Origin of the sequence: Streptomyces sp. WG5, assembly GCF_049974565.1 — a bacterium.
Taxonomy (GTDB): Bacteria; Actinomycetota; Actinomycetes; order Streptomycetales; family Streptomycetaceae; genus Streptomyces.
The window spans coordinates 199,620-213,888 of record NZ_JBNGGC010000012.1; the positions used below are offsets into that span (position 1 = coordinate 199,620).

The 14,269-nt window shown below is 58.3% G+C and carries 23 protein-coding genes and 1 pseudogene; 23 read left to right on the forward strand and 1 reads right to left on the reverse strand.

Annotation, left to right across the window (positions count from 1 at the left end):
* The first annotated feature begins 4 nt into the window (after positions 1-4).
* The 23 genes from nrdJ (at position 5) to ACP4IX_RS15575 (ending at position 12,812) form a co-directional block, all read left to right on the forward strand.
* Positions 5-2,968, forward strand: coding sequence for a ribonucleoside-triphosphate reductase, adenosylcobalamin-dependent (gene nrdJ, locus ACP4IX_RS15465; protein WP_426555836.1), 2,964 nt, complete (start codon positions 5-7; stop codon positions 2,966-2,968).
* A gap of 27 nt (positions 2,969-2,995) precedes the next feature.
* Positions 2,996-3,193, forward strand: coding sequence for a hypothetical protein (locus ACP4IX_RS15470; RefSeq protein ID WP_426555837.1), 198 nt, complete (start codon positions 2,996-2,998; stop codon positions 3,191-3,193).
* A 101-nt stretch (positions 3,194-3,294) separates the two neighbouring features.
* Complete coding sequence (locus tag ACP4IX_RS15475; RefSeq protein ID WP_426555838.1) at positions 3,295-3,846, forward strand: hypothetical protein; 552 nt, start codon at positions 3,295-3,297, stop codon at positions 3,844-3,846.
* 73 nt (positions 3,847-3,919) lie between these two features.
* Complete coding sequence (locus tag ACP4IX_RS15480; RefSeq protein ID WP_426555839.1) at positions 3,920-4,090, forward strand: hypothetical protein; 171 nt, start codon at positions 3,920-3,922, stop codon at positions 4,088-4,090.
* Positions 4,087-4,800, forward strand: coding sequence for an FAD-dependent thymidylate synthase (gene thyX, locus ACP4IX_RS15485; protein WP_426555840.1), 714 nt, complete (start codon positions 4,087-4,089; stop codon positions 4,798-4,800). Before ACP4IX_RS15480 ends, thyX begins: the two co-directional genes overlap by 4 nt.
* A 78-nt stretch (positions 4,801-4,878) precedes the next feature.
* Positions 4,879-5,265 carry an SsgA family sporulation/cell division regulator gene (locus ACP4IX_RS15490; protein ID WP_426555841.1) on the forward strand — a complete coding sequence of 129 codons (387 nt, stop codon included), beginning with the start codon at positions 4,879-4,881 and terminating at the stop codon, positions 5,263-5,265.
* A gap of 141 nt (positions 5,266-5,406) precedes the next feature.
* A complete protein-coding gene (locus ACP4IX_RS15495; RefSeq protein ID WP_426555842.1) occupies positions 5,407-5,943 on the forward strand; it encodes an HNH endonuclease in 537 nt (178 codons plus the stop codon).
* A gap of 24 nt (positions 5,944-5,967) precedes the next feature.
* Positions 5,968-7,980, forward strand: a complete 2,013-nt coding sequence (locus ACP4IX_RS15500; RefSeq protein ID WP_426555843.1) for a DNA polymerase — start codon at positions 5,968-5,970, stop codon at positions 7,978-7,980.
* A complete protein-coding gene (locus ACP4IX_RS15505; protein WP_426555844.1) occupies positions 7,980-8,144 on the forward strand; it encodes a hypothetical protein in 165 nt (54 codons plus the stop codon). The genes ACP4IX_RS15500 and ACP4IX_RS15505 overlap by 1 nt, the downstream gene beginning before the upstream one ends.
* Positions 8,145-8,298: 154 nt before the next feature.
* Complete coding sequence (locus ACP4IX_RS15510) at positions 8,299-8,502, forward strand: hypothetical protein (RefSeq protein ID WP_426555845.1); 204 nt, start codon at positions 8,299-8,301, stop codon at positions 8,500-8,502.
* On the forward strand, positions 8,502-8,759 hold the full coding sequence (locus tag ACP4IX_RS15515) for a hypothetical protein (RefSeq protein ID WP_426555846.1): 258 nt from the start codon (positions 8,502-8,504) through the stop codon (positions 8,757-8,759). The genes ACP4IX_RS15510 and ACP4IX_RS15515 overlap by 1 nt, the downstream gene beginning before the upstream one ends.
* Positions 8,756-8,983: a hypothetical protein gene (locus ACP4IX_RS15520; RefSeq protein ID WP_426555847.1), complete on the forward strand. Its 228-nt coding sequence runs from the start codon at positions 8,756-8,758 to the stop codon at positions 8,981-8,983. Before ACP4IX_RS15515 ends, ACP4IX_RS15520 begins: the two co-directional genes overlap by 4 nt.
* Positions 8,980-9,174, forward strand: a complete 195-nt coding sequence (locus ACP4IX_RS15525) for a hypothetical protein (RefSeq protein WP_426555848.1) — start codon at positions 8,980-8,982, stop codon at positions 9,172-9,174. Before ACP4IX_RS15520 ends, ACP4IX_RS15525 begins: the two co-directional genes overlap by 4 nt.
* On the forward strand, positions 9,171-9,323 hold the full coding sequence (locus ACP4IX_RS15530; protein WP_426555849.1) for a hypothetical protein: 153 nt from the start codon (positions 9,171-9,173) through the stop codon (positions 9,321-9,323). Before ACP4IX_RS15525 ends, ACP4IX_RS15530 begins: the two co-directional genes overlap by 4 nt.
* Positions 9,320-9,766 (forward strand): deoxycytidylate deaminase, encoded by a 447-nt coding sequence (locus ACP4IX_RS15535; RefSeq protein ID WP_426555850.1) that lies wholly within the window; start codon positions 9,320-9,322, stop codon positions 9,764-9,766. Before ACP4IX_RS15530 ends, ACP4IX_RS15535 begins: the two co-directional genes overlap by 4 nt.
* On the forward strand, positions 9,766-9,936 hold the full coding sequence (locus ACP4IX_RS15540; RefSeq protein ID WP_426555851.1) for a hypothetical protein: 171 nt from the start codon (positions 9,766-9,768) through the stop codon (positions 9,934-9,936). The genes ACP4IX_RS15535 and ACP4IX_RS15540 overlap by 1 nt, the downstream gene beginning before the upstream one ends.
* Positions 9,936-10,298 (forward strand): DUF2493 domain-containing protein, encoded by a 363-nt coding sequence (locus ACP4IX_RS15545; RefSeq protein ID WP_426555852.1) that lies wholly within the window; start codon positions 9,936-9,938, stop codon positions 10,296-10,298. The genes ACP4IX_RS15540 and ACP4IX_RS15545 overlap by 1 nt, the downstream gene beginning before the upstream one ends.
* Positions 10,295-10,507, forward strand: a complete 213-nt coding sequence (locus ACP4IX_RS15550; RefSeq protein ID WP_426555853.1) for a hypothetical protein — start codon at positions 10,295-10,297, stop codon at positions 10,505-10,507. The genes ACP4IX_RS15545 and ACP4IX_RS15550 overlap by 4 nt, the downstream gene beginning before the upstream one ends.
* On the forward strand, positions 10,504-10,635 hold the full coding sequence (locus ACP4IX_RS15555; RefSeq protein WP_426555854.1) for a hypothetical protein: 132 nt from the start codon (positions 10,504-10,506) through the stop codon (positions 10,633-10,635). Before ACP4IX_RS15550 ends, ACP4IX_RS15555 begins: the two co-directional genes overlap by 4 nt.
* A 214-nt stretch (positions 10,636-10,849) precedes the next feature.
* Entirely contained in the window at positions 10,850-11,104 is a 255-nt protein-coding gene (locus ACP4IX_RS15560; protein ID WP_426555855.1) for a hypothetical protein, read from the forward strand.
* Positions 11,104-11,310 (forward strand): hypothetical protein, encoded by a 207-nt coding sequence (locus tag ACP4IX_RS15565; protein WP_426555856.1) that lies wholly within the window; start codon positions 11,104-11,106, stop codon positions 11,308-11,310. The genes ACP4IX_RS15560 and ACP4IX_RS15565 overlap by 1 nt, the downstream gene beginning before the upstream one ends.
* Positions 11,307-11,495, forward strand: a complete 189-nt coding sequence (locus ACP4IX_RS15570; protein ID WP_426555857.1) for an excisionase family DNA-binding protein — start codon at positions 11,307-11,309, stop codon at positions 11,493-11,495. Before ACP4IX_RS15565 ends, ACP4IX_RS15570 begins: the two co-directional genes overlap by 4 nt.
* Before the next feature lie 81 nt (positions 11,496-11,576).
* Entirely contained in the window at positions 11,577-12,812 is a 1,236-nt protein-coding gene (locus ACP4IX_RS15575; protein WP_426555858.1) for a tyrosine-type recombinase/integrase, read from the forward strand.
* Positions 12,813-12,883: 71 nt separating this feature from the next.
* Here ACP4IX_RS15575 and ACP4IX_RS15580 read toward each other — a convergent pair.
* Positions 12,884-14,161, reverse strand: a pseudogene (locus tag ACP4IX_RS15580) (TldD/PmbA family protein); the annotation flags it as partial.
* Positions 14,162-14,269 lie beyond the last annotated feature (108 nt).

The following is a 14,269-nucleotide window of genomic DNA, read 5'->3' on the forward strand; positions in this document are numbered from 1 at the left end:
ATGCATGACTGAGTTCAAGAACGAGACTTCCAAGCAGGTCTACTATCGGACTTACTCTCGGACCAAGCCGGACGGGTCTCAGGAGACGTGGCCTGAGACTGTTCGTCGTGTGGTGGACGGGAACCTGAAGTTGGTTGAGCCGCGGTACATCGAAGAGGGAGAGCGTGAGGCCCTGATTGATCTGATTGAGGACTTCAAGGTTCTGCCGGCTGGTCGGCATCTGAAGTCGTCGGGTGTCAATGATTTTGCGTTGAACAACTGCCTTGCTGGAGGCACCCCGGTCCACACCCGGGAGGGTGTGTATCCCATTCGGGAGCTGACTGGTACCCATGAGGTGCTGTCGGAAGGAGGCGTCTACCGGAAGGCTGAGTTCAAGTCCTTCGGGGTTCAGAAGCTTCTTCGGGTGACCCTGACCACAGGCGAGGCGATTGAGGCCACTCCGGATCACGAGTGGGTCATTGCGGGTAAGAAGGGACGCAAGTACACCAGGGATCTCAAGCCGGGGGATCGAATCCCCTTGAACCTGGTCAAGCGACCTGAGACCAACTGGGATTACTGGCTGGGCGTTGCCAACGGCATTGTGTACGGGGATGGCTCCATTTCTGGTCCTTCGAGCTTCGTTGTCCTCTGTGGGGACAAGCGGGAGCTTGCTCAGTACGTGCTTCCCTACAGCAAGAACGACGAGGGTTCGGAGCAGGCTGCCGGTCTGTACATCGGCCGGCTTCCGATTGAGTTCAAGGCTCTTCCTAGCCTGGAGGAAAATCCCTCGTACTGGAGGGGCTTCATCAATGGTCTCGTTGCCACGGATGGCAACGTGAAGAATGGCTCTGTCCGGGTCTTCTCGTCCAGCATCGAAGACCTCATGGTCATAGCGCTCGGAGCGGCTCGGGCTGGAATTGCTACCCATGAGCCGAAGATGATGCGGGAGTTCTCTCCGTACACGGGGGACTACGCCCCCGTCTGGTCGATGACTCTTAAGGGCGGTTGCTTCATTGAGGAGGACACGCTTCGAGAGAAGCACAAGGGCACGAAGTTCCCGAAGACCCCGCGGACCACTTCCGTGGTCAGCGTTGAAGACACTGGAAGGAAGGAAGAAGTGTTCTGCTGCGTGGAGATGGAGACCCACACCATGACGGTTGGGTGTGGAATCCTCACCGGCCAGTGTTGGGCGGCTGGCTGGGACCCGGCGAAGCCGGAAGAGCACTTCACCTTCACCCTCCTCCGCCTGGCGGAGGGCGGGGGAGTGGGCTCGAACTACTCGGCTCGGTTCCTTGAGGACTTCTCCGCGGTTCAGGTTCCTGTTCAGGTTCACATCGTCTGTGACCCTGAGCACCAGGACTACGAAGACATGGTGGAGGCTGGTCTCATCTCGACTGAGTACAGCCACACTTGGGCCGGCGCCTATGCGGTGGAGGACAGCCGGGAGGGTTGGGCTGAAGCCCTCGGGGACCTGATCCGTACTGCTCATGACCCGAAGACCCGGCACACTCAGCGGGTCTACGACGTGAGTCGTGTTCGGTGTAAGGGAAGTCCTCTGAAAACCTTTGGGGGTACGGCTTCGGGCCCTGAGCCCTTCGCAGAGATGATGTGGGAAGTCGGAGAGATCCTGGCTGGTGTCTTCCGTCGTGGTGACGTCCTGGACGTCTTCGATGGGCTCAATGGCCTGGACGCCATGCGGATTGACCACGCCATTGCGAAGGCCATCGTGGCTGGTGGTGTGAGGCGAAGCGCTCGAATGTCCATCATGCGTTGGGACGATGACCTCATCTTCGACTTCATCAACATCAAGAAGAAGGGGGGCCACTGGACTACCAACATCAGTGTTGAGGTGGATGAGAAGTTCTTTGAGCACCTGAACATCCTGAGCAGTGCTTTGGGTCCTATCAGTTTTGTGACTGAGGAAGCCCATTGTGTTCTTCAGGCCATCGCTGAAGGGATGCTCCACAACGGGGAGCCTGGGGTGTGGAACTCTGCCCTTACGGCAGAGGGGGAGGTTGATGGCACATACGTAACAAATCCTTGCGGAGAAGCCACACTGACTCCCTGGGAGCCCTGCAACCTGGGCTCGGTGAACCTTGCTGCGTTCGTCAACTCCTTTGGGGATGTTGACTTCCGAGGTCTGGTGAAGGCACATCGGCTCATCACTCGGTATTTGATCCGGGCCACGTTTGCTGACGTGGCCGACCCCAAGTCGGCTGAGGCGATTGCTCGTTACCGACGCATCGGTGTTGGTCATCTTGGTTTTGCTGACTTCCTGTACCACCAGGGCATCAAGTACACCGAGGCTCCTTTCGATGGGTGGATTTCGTCCGTGCTTACGGAATGTGCTGACGAAGTGGACCTTGCAGCATCCGAGTATGCCAACGAACTCCGTATCCCTGTCCCGATCAAGAAGAGGGTGATTGCTCCAACTGGCACCATCAGCAAGTTGGCCGGCGTCAGTGGTGAGGCGACGCATGCTCCGTTCGCCGGCTACTTCATCCGTCGAATTAGGTTCTCGGATCTGGAGCCGAACGAGGTTGCCCAGGTGGAGGAGTACAGGAAGAAGGGCTACCGAGTGGAGAAGGACCGACAGGCAGCCAACACTTCAATCGTGGAGATCCCCACGAAGGACTCTCTGTTGGATGAGCTGGAGTTCCCTGAGTACTTCCAGCATGCGGGGGAGCTGACCATCCGGGACATGCTGAACGTCCAGCAGATGTATCAGGAGCACTGGGCGGACCAGGCCGTGAGCTACACAGCCAACGTGGACCCGACGAAGTACACCGCGGAGGAGTTGGCCGGCCTGCTGGCCGAGTACCTGCCTGGGCTGAAGGGGACAACTGTCTTCCCGGAGCTGTCCTTCGATCAGGCTCCGTACGAGCGTGTGTCGTTCGAGGAGTACAAGGCTCGTGCTGAAGAGGTGGGCATCGAAGTAACTGACACAGGCTTCGACGAGGTCTGTGCAAGCGGAGCTTGCCCCGTGTAGTATCTCGAAACAACCAAGGAGGGTGTCATGATCAATCTCATTCCGATTGGCGATGCTCAGGTCTCGTCCTTCGGTGAGGACGAGGATGAGACGTGTGAAGGGTGCTTCTGCCGGCGGGCAGTCGGGACCTTCAATCTGGGGGGTGTTGAGACGCCTTTGTGTGGGGGCTGTACCAGCGAGAGGACTTCAGACGGCAATGAAGTGGTCCTCTACAACGGCATGTGACCCACACCACAACCTTCTAGGTTGTTTCGAGATATGGAACCTGTCAGACTGTAACTAGGAAGCAGGGAGGGGCCTAAAAGCCCCTCCTTTAGGAGGACTTGATGAGTGACTTTGACCCGACTGATCCTTGGGGCCAGAAGAGCCCGTGGGATGTAGCTCAGCCCGAGAACAACAACACCACTGCACCGGAGGCGCCTGTGTCCAACCCGTCTGTTGCTGCTAACCCGAACCCCTTCAAGATTGGTTTCACTCTGAAGGCTGCTGCCGGCTATGAGGCTGAGTGGCTTACGCCGACTGTCTACGGTTCTTCGGCTCAGGAAACCGCAGAGCGAGGCAAGGAACTCCTTCTGGCCATGAAGAGTGTTGGCCTCATCGAGTTCACTGCTCAGGCTGCTGAGTTCACCCGAGGTCAGTTCATGGGCGCTGGTGGCCCGAAGTCGGCTCCTGCTCCTGTGGCTGCTGCCCAGCCGTCCTTCAACCCGGCAAGTGGTCAGGTTCAGTTCGGAGGACAGGCGCCGGCTGCGGCGCCTGCTTCTGACCGACCTGCCGGTGTTCCGGCTCACTTCACCTACAAGGAGGGGAACAAGAACGGTAAGACCTGGAAGGGCTGGTTCCCGCCCCGGGGTTCTGACGAGAAGCCGATTTGGATCTGATTTTTACCCCTCAAAGTTGTTTCGAGACATGGGGGCCGGTAATCCGGCCGGCCCCCTCTCCTGAGGAGACAAAGTGTCGTACTCACAGTTTGAACACCTGAAGTCATCCATTGATGACATGTCCCTTGAGGATCTCAAGACATCAATCCTGGTGGAGATGAGGAACACTCCCGTCTTCTCCCGTGAGGTATCTGAGTATCTCCTTCAAACCTACGAGAACCGACTTGCGGAGCTGTACTGGTGAACGTTGACATTCTGGCCACGACCTCTTTTCATTCCTGGGTGCCTGATGACGCCTACGGATTTGACTCGTTCTCGGAGTACGACTTCTACTCGGAGCACCCCACTGACCCTGACGCTCTTGCCGAGTTCGCTGGCCGACTCTGCTACAAGTCCTTCAACCGTCCAAATCCCAAGACGGCTCGGAACGAGGACTACCTGAGGAACATCATCGATCAGGGGCACTTCAGTGTCCTGGAGCACTCTTCGGTGTCGTTCCTCGTCCGCGGTGTCTCTCGTGCTTTTCTGGCTGAGTTGACTCGACACCGCCACCTGTCCTTCTCCGTGGTGTCTCAGCGGTACGTGGACTACTCGGAGACCGAGCCGGTTATCCCGCCGGCTCTTGAGAATAGTGCCTACGGTGATGGCCTTCTTCACGGGATTTACTATCAGGCTACTCAGGCTTACGAAAAGCTTGTGGAGCATCTGGTTACCCGAGAGGGCATGAAGCGTAAGCAGGCCCGTGAGGCTGCCAGAGCCGTTCTCCCGAATGCGGCTCCTGTGGACATGGTAGTTACCGGAAACCTCCGGGCATGGCGAGATGTCCTCGGGAAGCGTTGGCACATGGCTGCTGACGTAGAGATATGCCGGTTCGCCGGCCTGGTCCTCAGCCACCTCCGAGACATCGCCCCTAACTCCTTCCAGGACGTCCCTGACGAGCCCTACGGGAGCTGAAATGCCTCTCCTCGAACTCATCACTCTGTATCTCGTCTCGGCAGCCATCGGATACGCCGCCGGACTGGCCTTGATGGAATGGTTCTACCGGAGGTTCAAGTGATCATCCCGTGCGAAGCCTCTGATGGGCTTTCAACTCTCGTCCTGGCATCCATCTGGGAGTTCAATCCTGATGAGCCTTGGACCTTCAATCTGTCCTTCATAGGCCAGGATGCCGAATGGGTCATCTCGTTGGGCCTCGTTGAGGAGGCTGTTACTAACCCCAACGGGGACCTCCACGGCTATGCCGATGTCCGGGTAACGGCGTTTGAAGGATTCCTGACTATCCGCCTGGATAACGGACAGAAGGCATGTCTTCTGGACTTCCCCATCTCCGATGTTGAGGAGTTCCTGAACGAGGTGGACACATCGAATGCGCAGATGATCATTGGTCAGAAGCTGGACGAGTTCCTGGAGACGCTGTAATGAAGGCCGAAGAAGTCTGGGAAGTGTACAAGTATCTCTGGGTGCGTTTCCCTGAAGCTTTTCTCGTAGTCACCAGTCTGTCAGGGATGGTAGGTATCTGCCTGGCCTACCTGATCACTCATTAGAGATATTGGAGACGCTGTGAGACCTCCAGAAGAGCTATGGAAACCCATTCCTAACTTCGATGGGTACGAGGCGAGTAACCAGGGCCGGATACGCAGTTGGCGGAAGGCCGGCCCCGGACTGGGGTTCCGATCAGATCGACCCAAGGTACTCAAGCCCAAAGTTGATCGGTATGGATACTTCGTTATCTCGCCTTCGAAGGAAGGTAAGAGGAGCACTTGCGTGGTCCACAGGCTTGTCTACTCGGCTTTCAATGGCCCTATCCCTGAAGGGTTGGTGATCAGACACCTTGACGGGGACCAGAAGCACAACACCCCGGAAAACCTGGGTGTGGGTACCGTCCGAGACAACAAGGCGGATTCGATAAAGCATGGAACTCACGTGAAGGGCGAGTCTAGCGGCCTGGCAAAGCTAACTGAATCTGAGGTACGGGAGATCCGGCGATTGTGGGAAACGGGTGACTACACCCAAACAGAGATTGGTCGGAAGTTCGGAGTCGTTCAACAGCTCGTTAGTCAAATCGCCCATAGACAGGCATGGGCTCACTTGGATTGACCCAACAACTAGATAGGGGGCGCCGTGAAGATCCTCGAAGCTGATGTACGTGGTCCGGTCAAGATTTATGTGGTTGAGAGGGAGGGGGATCTTCCGGCGTTCCGTCAGTTCGTTGAGGCGAATCAAGACTTCTTGGGCTTTGATACCGAGACAACCGGAAATTTCAACTGGTGGGATGCCCCCGACAACTACGGTTGCCGGCTAGCGCAGTTCGGCAACTGGGATACCGCCTTCATCCTCCCTGTGGAGTATGGAGGCGTTTTCGTCCAGGCCATGAAGTGGGCCCTGGACAAGGTCAAGAGGCTGTCAGCTCAGAACCGCGGTTTCGACTTCCACGTCATTGAGTCCTGCTTCGGTGTCGATCCGTTCCCTCTGATTCAGAAGACCTGGGATACGAAGATCCTCGCACATCTCGTTGATGGGCGGGCAGTCAAAGAAGGTGGGATTGGCCTCAAGCTCGAAGAGCTGGTCAAGCACTACATAGATGATGGGCTTGGAGCCAGGATCAAGGGCTCTATGACTGAGATAGCCAAGGACATGAACGCTCAGAAGGAGGTCGTTGGCTTCAAGGCTCGTGACAAGGACAAGGTCACTCACGAGTTCCGTTTCACGGATCGTCCTGGACTGACCAAGGAAGAGCTGAAGGCCGAAGGCTACTCGTACATCAGGGAGTTCAAGGAGGGGATCTACGGCAAGGTCACCAAGGATACCGTATGGGGCAAGGTGCCCCTTCAGCATGAGGGCTATTTGCTCTACGCCGGCATGGACCCCATTTTTGCCTACCGGCTGGTCAAGATCCTGTTTCCGCTCATCCCGCGGAAGTCTCTTCAGTACGGGCTCATCGGTTGGGAGCACCGACTTCACTGGGTGACTTACCAGATGGAGCGGACTGGCTATCTGGTGGATGTCCCGTACGTCAAGATGCGGATTGAGGAGCTGAAGGAGGAAGAGGCCAAGTGGCGTGCTGTAGCTGCTGAGTGGGGTGTCGTGTCCATCGGCTCCTCTGAGCAGATCATCGAAGCCCTGACTGGTCTGGGCTTCAAGCTCACCAAGAGGACCAAACCGACTGAGGCTCATCCGGAAGGACAGCTCTCCACCGATGAATCTGTTCTCAGCAGCATTGACCATCCGTTGACTGAGGCCATTCTCAAAGCCAAGTCGGCTGAGAAGAAACGGTCTACGTGGTTCGAGAACATCCTGAAGAACCTGTCCCGAGATGGGCGGGTCCACGTAAGCATCAATTCTTGCCAGGCACGATCAGCACGTATGACCGTGACTGGGGCTATTGCAGCACAGACCCTTCCCGCCGGCACTGGGTACGTCCGTCACGCCTTCCTGGCTGAGCCTGGACACGTTACGGCCACGGTCGACTACTCGTCCATGGAGCTGATGTTCCTCGCTGCGGACAGCGGTGATCGACGGATGCTCAAGGCGTACAAGGACGGAGAAGACCTCCACAACATCACCGCGGCTGGTGCCTTCGGCCCTATGGGCTGGGACCCCAACGACCACGAGACCAAGCATCCGAAGCGCAAGGCTGGCAAGGGCACCAACTACACCGTTTGTTTCGGAGGCGGTTGGAACGCTGTCTCCACTCAGTGGGACATCTCGGAGGAGGACGCCAAGAAGGCAGTCAAGGCGTTTTGGGAGACCTACCCGGCTACTAGGAAGCTCTCCGACAGATGCACTAACGAGGCCAAGCGCAACGGCTACATCATCACGGCCACTGGCCGGCGCATCCTCACAGACGAACGTCGTCCTTATGCCGGGATGAATTACCGGATTCAGTCCACTTGCCGTGACATCACAGCTCGGGCCGTGATCGAACTTGACAAGGCTGGATTCACTCCGTGGATGCGTTTGGTGGTTCATGACGAGATCGTATTCAGCTTCCCCAAGGATCGAGCCGAGGAGCTGACCAAGAAGGCAGCTCAGATCATGCAGTTCGTCTACAAGGGACTTCTGATCCCTGCTGATGGTGAAATCGGAGACCGCTCCTGGGGCTCCGTGATTGACAAGGAAGGGTCGAAGCATTGATGAAGAGCTACGTGGATACAGATGGGGATGTCTGGCAGGGTCCCGATGAGGAAAACCTTCAGCTCCTAGATGAAGAGGGCAACCCTTATGGCCAGCCCAAGCCTAAGTCGTGGATCGAGAAACACTTCATGGGCAGCGAACTGACTCTCCTGGAGGAGCACTGATGGCACGAGGACACACCACTCATGGCTATACGGGATTCTCCTACTGGATTAGCTGGGAGTGCAGCGCTTGTGGGACCCGGGACGATATCCAGGGAGAAGACCCAACAGGGGATGTCATGGAATCCATTGACCACTACTGCGAGGCGGACGACTGATGAAGCTTTCGGAACTGATTTTGGCAGCAGCAGAGGCTATGAAGGAGCACGGAGACATTCCCGTGGTTGCCGATGACTCTGGTTGTGGTTGCTGCGGCACCGGCACCGGCTTTGCCGGCGCTGGCATCGAAACCGATGTGTGGGTCTACGACCACAGCAGCGAGCACGGAAGTATTCCTGTGGTGTTCAAGGTGGAGGGCTGATGGACGAAAACCTGAACCGGCAGTTTGACGAACTGACCGAGAGCATGGCACTTGAGAAGCTGTATGACCAGCTTTCAAGCCGAGCCGAGTTCGTCAGGATGATTGCCCTGCACTGTGCTTCCCTCCACAAGACGGCTGTGGCAGCCGGCCTGCCCAAGGGCGTTGCAGAGCGAATGGCTCTCAAGTTCTTTGATTCCGAGGTCACTCCTCCTGGGATGACCGTTATCCAGCTCGATGAAAGGGACGAGACCCTGTGAACGACTCCATGGAGTACTGGCTTGTTGAACAGTTCGTAGACCTTGGTAACGAGTCCTTCTTTCATGAGAAGTCTCGTCTGTTCCGCCACCGGCATGACACCACAGAGGGTTTGACCGAGGTTTGTCACAAGATCGGTACTCGGGATGTCCTCAAGCACGAAGGCCGTTACCGAATCCGTGTCGTCAAGGAAGAGACCGTGTTCGACTCTGGGGAGGGTCAGTGATGGATGACTTTAATGCGGAGCAACTGAAGATGCTGGACAAGGCTCTAACATTTCTCGCAAAGGACATCTTTCAGAACAGACACGGATACACGGCGGAAGAGAAGAAGGCTGCTCAGTTCCTTTTTGGTTCTGTACAGGGTGAGATTGCGTGGCGAGAGGTCAAGGAAGCTGTCTGGCAGGAGGGTCAGTGAGCGAGGCCATGGAGAAGTACTGGAAGGCCAAGGCTGGTCGTCTTCAATCCAAGATGGATCGCCTTACTCAGGCGTTCATTGATTCCGTATCGGACGAGGACTTTGCGGAGCGGGCGTACAAGATTTTTATGGAGGAGGACGATCTGTGACCTTCTCTCGGCCGAGTTTCGATGAGTACTACTTGGCCGGCGCTGAATGGGCCTCTACCCGAGCTGACTGCACCAGAGCACAGGTAGGGGCCCTTTTGGTGTCCAGGGGCCACAGAGTGACTCCGGGATACAACGGGGCTCCTCCTGGCATCCTTGGCTGTGCCACGGCCGGTAACTGTCCGCGGGGAACACACTTCCCCGTCTCAGGAGAAGACTTCTGCTCTTGTGGAGAGATCCTTCCTTGCTCTAAGGCTTCAGCTCCGGACTCCGACTATTCCAACTGCATTGCCAGACATGCGGAGGACAACGCAATTACCAGGGCAAGGCCAGAAGACCTTCCGGGGGCCACTCTTTACGTCACCCGCAAGCCGTGTCCGGCTTGCTGGACCCTGATCCGTTCCGCGGGTATCTCCCGTGTAGTCACTCCGGATGGAGAAGTCTGATGTTCAACAAATGGCGGATCAAGAAGGGGTGGAGTGGTCAATGGTTTCTCTATATGCCCTTTGAGATCAACCCTCTGACCTCTGGAACCTTTGAGCACTGCATCTCTGCTATGAACTACGCCTTCAAGGTCTACTACATGGGCCAGACCAAGCGTTGGAGGGACGGCTGATGTTCACAGTCATTGTGACTGGTAGTCGGGATCTGGAAGACAAGGAAAAGGTCTGGCGGGAGCTTGATGCTCTTCTATCCGAACACGGCTCCCTGATCGTCCGTCATGGAGGATGCCCCACGGGAGCAGATATTCATGCTCAGGACTGGTGTTATGCCTTCTACTGGGCTGCTGTAGGGCAGGAGACCTTCTCTGCCAACTGGGACAAGCATGGTAAAGCCGCGGGCCCTATCCGAAACAGGGAGATGGCTCAGGCCGGCGCTGATCTCTGCCTGGCCTTCCCCTTCGGGGAATCCCGAGGCACCTGGAACTGTGTCAACGAGTGCAAGAAGGTTGGTATCTCCGTGAAGGTGATCAAGTGAACTACTTGGAAGACGCGGAGCGTCGAGCGAGTTACTGGCACCAGCAGTATCGGGAGGCCAATCAGCGAGCTAATTCCGCGGTAGCCGAAGCCAAGAAGTCCAAAGAACGTGAGCTGACAGCGATTCGGATGATGCTGGAGTACAAGAAGGAGCTTAATCAGCTTCGTAAGTTCGTTCCTTCATTCCCACTGTTCAAGGAGAATCCGTGAACCGAGAAGAGCGTATTGAGGAGTACTACCACAACGGTACTCGTGAGCTTGCTGGGTGGGTTGTAGACCTCGAAGACGAGGTCAAGTCACTCAAGGACAAGATTGCAGAACTGGAGAGTGATCTCTGATGGCTCTTAGCAACCACAATGGGACCTGGACTCTAAGTCAAGGGGAGTATCAGGAACTCAAGGACAAGGCCCTCTTCTTGGAAGCTCTTGAAGCTGCGGGCGTTGATAACTGGGAGGGCTATAGCGAAGCTTGGGCCCGTTATGACTTGGGGGACTACTGATGGACCGAGAAGAGCGCATTACACAGATCGTACTCCACATGTTTACTCATCAGATGGCAGAGGAGATCGTAAACCTCGAAGACGAGGTTGAGAAGTGGAAGGCGAACAACAAGACGCTTGTTCGTATGGTCATGAAGAACGAGCTTGACCCGAGCCGGCTGGAGTCGGCTCTCCGTATGTACGTCTCAGAGCTGGACTACGACATTCACAAGAACCTTGAGAATGGCGAGGAAGACGGACTGGACCACTACCACGAGGAAGTTGATTACTTCCTCCGGTGCTGGGAGACAGCAGGGGAGGGGAACTGATGAAGCTCCGAGTTCACTACAAGTACGGCTACGGCAAGGTCAAGAAGAAGGACTTTGGTCCGATGAAGACCAACCAGATTCAGCACATAGCTGAGAACGTAGCGGCTCAGCGCAAGAACCGCGGCAACGTGACGTTCGATGACGACAGTTGCAAGGGCTTCTCCCTGGCAGCGGAAGACATTGTCTTGGTGGAGGTCATCGGGTGAGTGCCGGCGGAAGCAACATCCTCCTCACTCCGAAGGAGACTGCTGAGTACCTGTCTGTCCCCTTGAGGACTCTCATGGACTCCTACCAGAGGTGGGGCATGAGGCACGTCCGTGTTGGTAAACATGTTCGGTTCCGTGCCAGGGATGTTGAGACCTGGATTGACAGTCAGACAGTCGAGCCATAGGCTCTAGTCGTTCAACATGCAGTAGTTGAACCCTCGGTCCCTTCGGGGGCCGGGGGCTTCTTCGTCAGCAAGGGAGGGGTCTTGGCTACGGTCAAGAAGGAGGACTGCTCTTGTCCTCGCAGGGAGAAGGCCCGGTGTGCACACAAGCCTTGGCTTGTGACGTACCGAGAGCCCGGAGGGCGGGCAGGAGCACAGCGGGAGATCCGATTCAAGCTCAAGGATGATGCTGACGCCTTCGCCATCAAGGTTGAGCGGGACAAGGATCTCGGCGTCTACATCAACCCGCGGAAGGCCAAGCAGCCCTTCTCTGAAATCTGGAACCTGTGGCTGAACACGGGGACTCTGGAGCCTGGGACGTACGCCAACTACAAGTCGGTTTATTCGAACCACTTCGAGGAGTGGTTCGCCAAGAGGCCCATTGGTGCAGTCAGTTCCGAGGACATCGCCAAGTGGGAGCAGTGGGAGAAGGACCAGGGCTACAAGCCCTATGGGATTCAGGTTCGGAAGAACCTGCTGTCCTCGGTCTTCGGATATGCCGTGGCGGCCGAGATCATCGGTCGGAACCCTTGCAGGACAGCTAACCCGCGGAAGAATGAGGGGCGTAGCTCTTATACCCCTGTCTCCGATGACGAGATCCCTGAGACAGAGCAAGTCCTAGGGATCATTGCTGAAGTACCCAAAGGGCTCAGGGCGGCCTTCTGGGCTATGGCCGGCTGTGGACTTCGTCCGGGGGAGGCTTTGGCCATCTCTGACAAGTCAGTGGAGTGGGAAGGGGGTGTGCTCCTGGTCAATCATCAGGTGACTGCTCATGGGGTCTGCCAGATCACTGGCAGCCGACGAGGAGTGAAGCGGGGCACCAAGCACCGCAAGCAGGCGGACTCTCGGAGGACTCCGATCCCCGGGCCTGTCGTTGAGGTCTTCTCGGATCACATCGACACCTTTGGGATGTGGGGAGAAGGGGGTTGGTTCTTTGAGTCACCTCGTCAGCCTGGACGACACCCGTCCTATGACTGGCTCCTCCGTCAGTTCAAGGATGCGGCGAAGGCTGCGGGGTCGCCGCAGTACACTCCGAAGTCATTCAGGCACTACTTCGTGTCGGAGTGTCTTCACGCCAACATCCCTCTGTACGAGATTGCTCAGTGGGTGGGGCACAGGGACACCAGGACGACGGAGACCGTGTATGGACACCTCCGTACCCGAGCCTTCAAGCGAGGGTCTGACGCCCTCGGGGAGCGGATCGCAGGGGATCTGTCTTCGTTCCGGGGCAAGATCGACGCTCCTCAGGTCATTGACCTGGACGAGGAGCAGGCTGCGTAGCCTGTGTGTCCGTGCTGGGTTTGTGCTGAGATCGGGAGCCTGTTGCAGGGAAGTTAGCAGGTAACAGGCTCTTGGTCGTAGTGCTGGAAATTGTGGCGCTGCATGTCGATGGACCAGGACCGGTCACCGACGACGTAGATCCCGCGCTCCACGCCCCCGATCAGGTCCTCGGTGGACAGCCCGCCGGGATCCGGCCGCAGCGACACGTTGGCCATGCGCTGCACGGGCACATGGCCGGGGGAGTCGGCGTACGCGCACCCGTTGGACCGCTCGAACCCCGTGAGCTTCGCGATCCGCCGGTCCAGCTGGTAGCCCACCAGCGTGCCCTCCCTCACCAGGTCCCAGGACTGCCCCTCGACGCCCTCGTCGTCGTACCCGATGGTGGCGAGCCCGTGCTCGGCGGTGCGGTCGCCGGTGACGTTCATCAGCTCCGAGCCGTAGCGCAGCTTGCCGAGCTGGTCGAAGGTGGCGAAGGAGGTGCCGGCGTAGGCGGCCTCGTAGCCGAGGGCGCGGTCCAGCTCGGTGGCGTGCCCGATGGACTCGTGGATGGTCAGCCACAGGTTCGACGGGTCGACGACCAGGTCGTACAGGCCCGCCTCGACGCTCGGCGCCCGCATCTTCTCGGCCAGCAGCTCCGGGATCGCGGCCAGCTCGGCGTCCCAGTCCCAGCCGGTGCCGGTCAGGTACTCCCAGCCGCGCCCGGCCGGCGGCGCCAGCGTCCGCATCGAGTCGAACTCGCCGCTGGAGCCGTCCACCGAAACGGCGGTGAGCACCGGGTGCAGCCGCACCCGCTGCTGCGTGGTCACCGTCCCGGCGGTGTCGGCGTAGAACTTGTTCTCGTGCACGGTGAGCAGCGAGGCGTCGACGTGGTCGACCCCGTCGGCCGCCAGCAGCCGCGCGCTCCAGTCGGCCAGCAGGGCCGACTTCTCCGTGTCGGGCACGGTGAAGGGGTCGACCTCGTACGACGAGATCCACGTCCGGTCGGCGTGCACGGGCTCGTCGGCGAGTTCCACCCGCTCGTCCGACCCCGCAGCCTTGATCACCTGCGCGGACAGCTTCGCCATCGCCACCGCCTGCGAGGCGACCTTGGCGGCGGCGTCCATGGTGAGGTCCACCCCGGACGCGAAGCCCCACGTACCGCCGTGCACCACGCGCACCGCGTACCCGAGGTCGGTGGTGTCGGAGGACCCGGAGGGCTTGGCGTCCCTGAGGCGCCAGGAGGCGTTGCGCACCCGCTCCAGCCGGAAGTCCGCGTGCTCGGCGCCGAGCGCCCGCGCGCGGGCCAGGGCGGCGTCGGCGAGGGCGCGCAGGGGAAGTGCAAGGAATGACTGATCGACCTCGTGGGCCACGAACGGCCTCCCTTGAGTCATGGTGAGCGGGACATGCTTGTCCCGCAGTGAATCATGGGGCGCCGGAACCGGGCCGGGCCAATGGATTCCCGCCCGGCAGGACGTCAC

What these genes read in the sequence shown, in the direction of transcription:
- nrdJ (WP_426555836.1), top strand. Translation starts at nt 5, where the DNA reads ATGACTGAGTTCAAGAACGAGACTTCCAAGCAGGTCTACTATCGGACT.
- ACP4IX_RS15565 (WP_426555856.1), top strand. Translation starts at nt 11,104, where the DNA reads ATGAAGCTCCGAGTTCACTACAAGTACGGCTACGGCAAGGTCAAGAAG.
- ACP4IX_RS15560 (WP_426555855.1), top strand. Translation starts at nt 10,850, where the DNA reads ATGGCAGAGGAGATCGTAAACCTCGAAGACGAGGTTGAGAAGTGGAAG.
- ACP4IX_RS15490 (WP_426555841.1), top strand. Translation starts at nt 4,879, where the DNA reads ATGGTTCTACCGGAGGTTCAAGTGATCATCCCGTGCGAAGCCTCTGAT.
- ACP4IX_RS15545 (WP_426555852.1), top strand. Translation starts at nt 9,936, where the DNA reads ATGTTCACAGTCATTGTGACTGGTAGTCGGGATCTGGAAGACAAGGAA.
- ACP4IX_RS15475 (WP_426555838.1), top strand. Translation starts at nt 3,295, where the DNA reads ATGAGTGACTTTGACCCGACTGATCCTTGGGGCCAGAAGAGCCCGTGG.
- ACP4IX_RS15505 (WP_426555844.1), top strand. Translation starts at nt 7,980, where the DNA reads ATGAAGAGCTACGTGGATACAGATGGGGATGTCTGGCAGGGTCCCGAT.
- ACP4IX_RS15510 (WP_426555845.1), top strand. Translation starts at nt 8,299, where the DNA reads ATGAAGCTTTCGGAACTGATTTTGGCAGCAGCAGAGGCTATGAAGGAG.
- ACP4IX_RS15540 (WP_426555851.1), top strand. Translation starts at nt 9,766, where the DNA reads ATGTTCAACAAATGGCGGATCAAGAAGGGGTGGAGTGGTCAATGGTTT.
- ACP4IX_RS15470 (WP_426555837.1), top strand. Translation starts at nt 2,996, where the DNA reads ATGATCAATCTCATTCCGATTGGCGATGCTCAGGTCTCGTCCTTCGGT.
- ACP4IX_RS15515 (WP_426555846.1), top strand. Translation starts at nt 8,502, where the DNA reads ATGGACGAAAACCTGAACCGGCAGTTTGACGAACTGACCGAGAGCATG.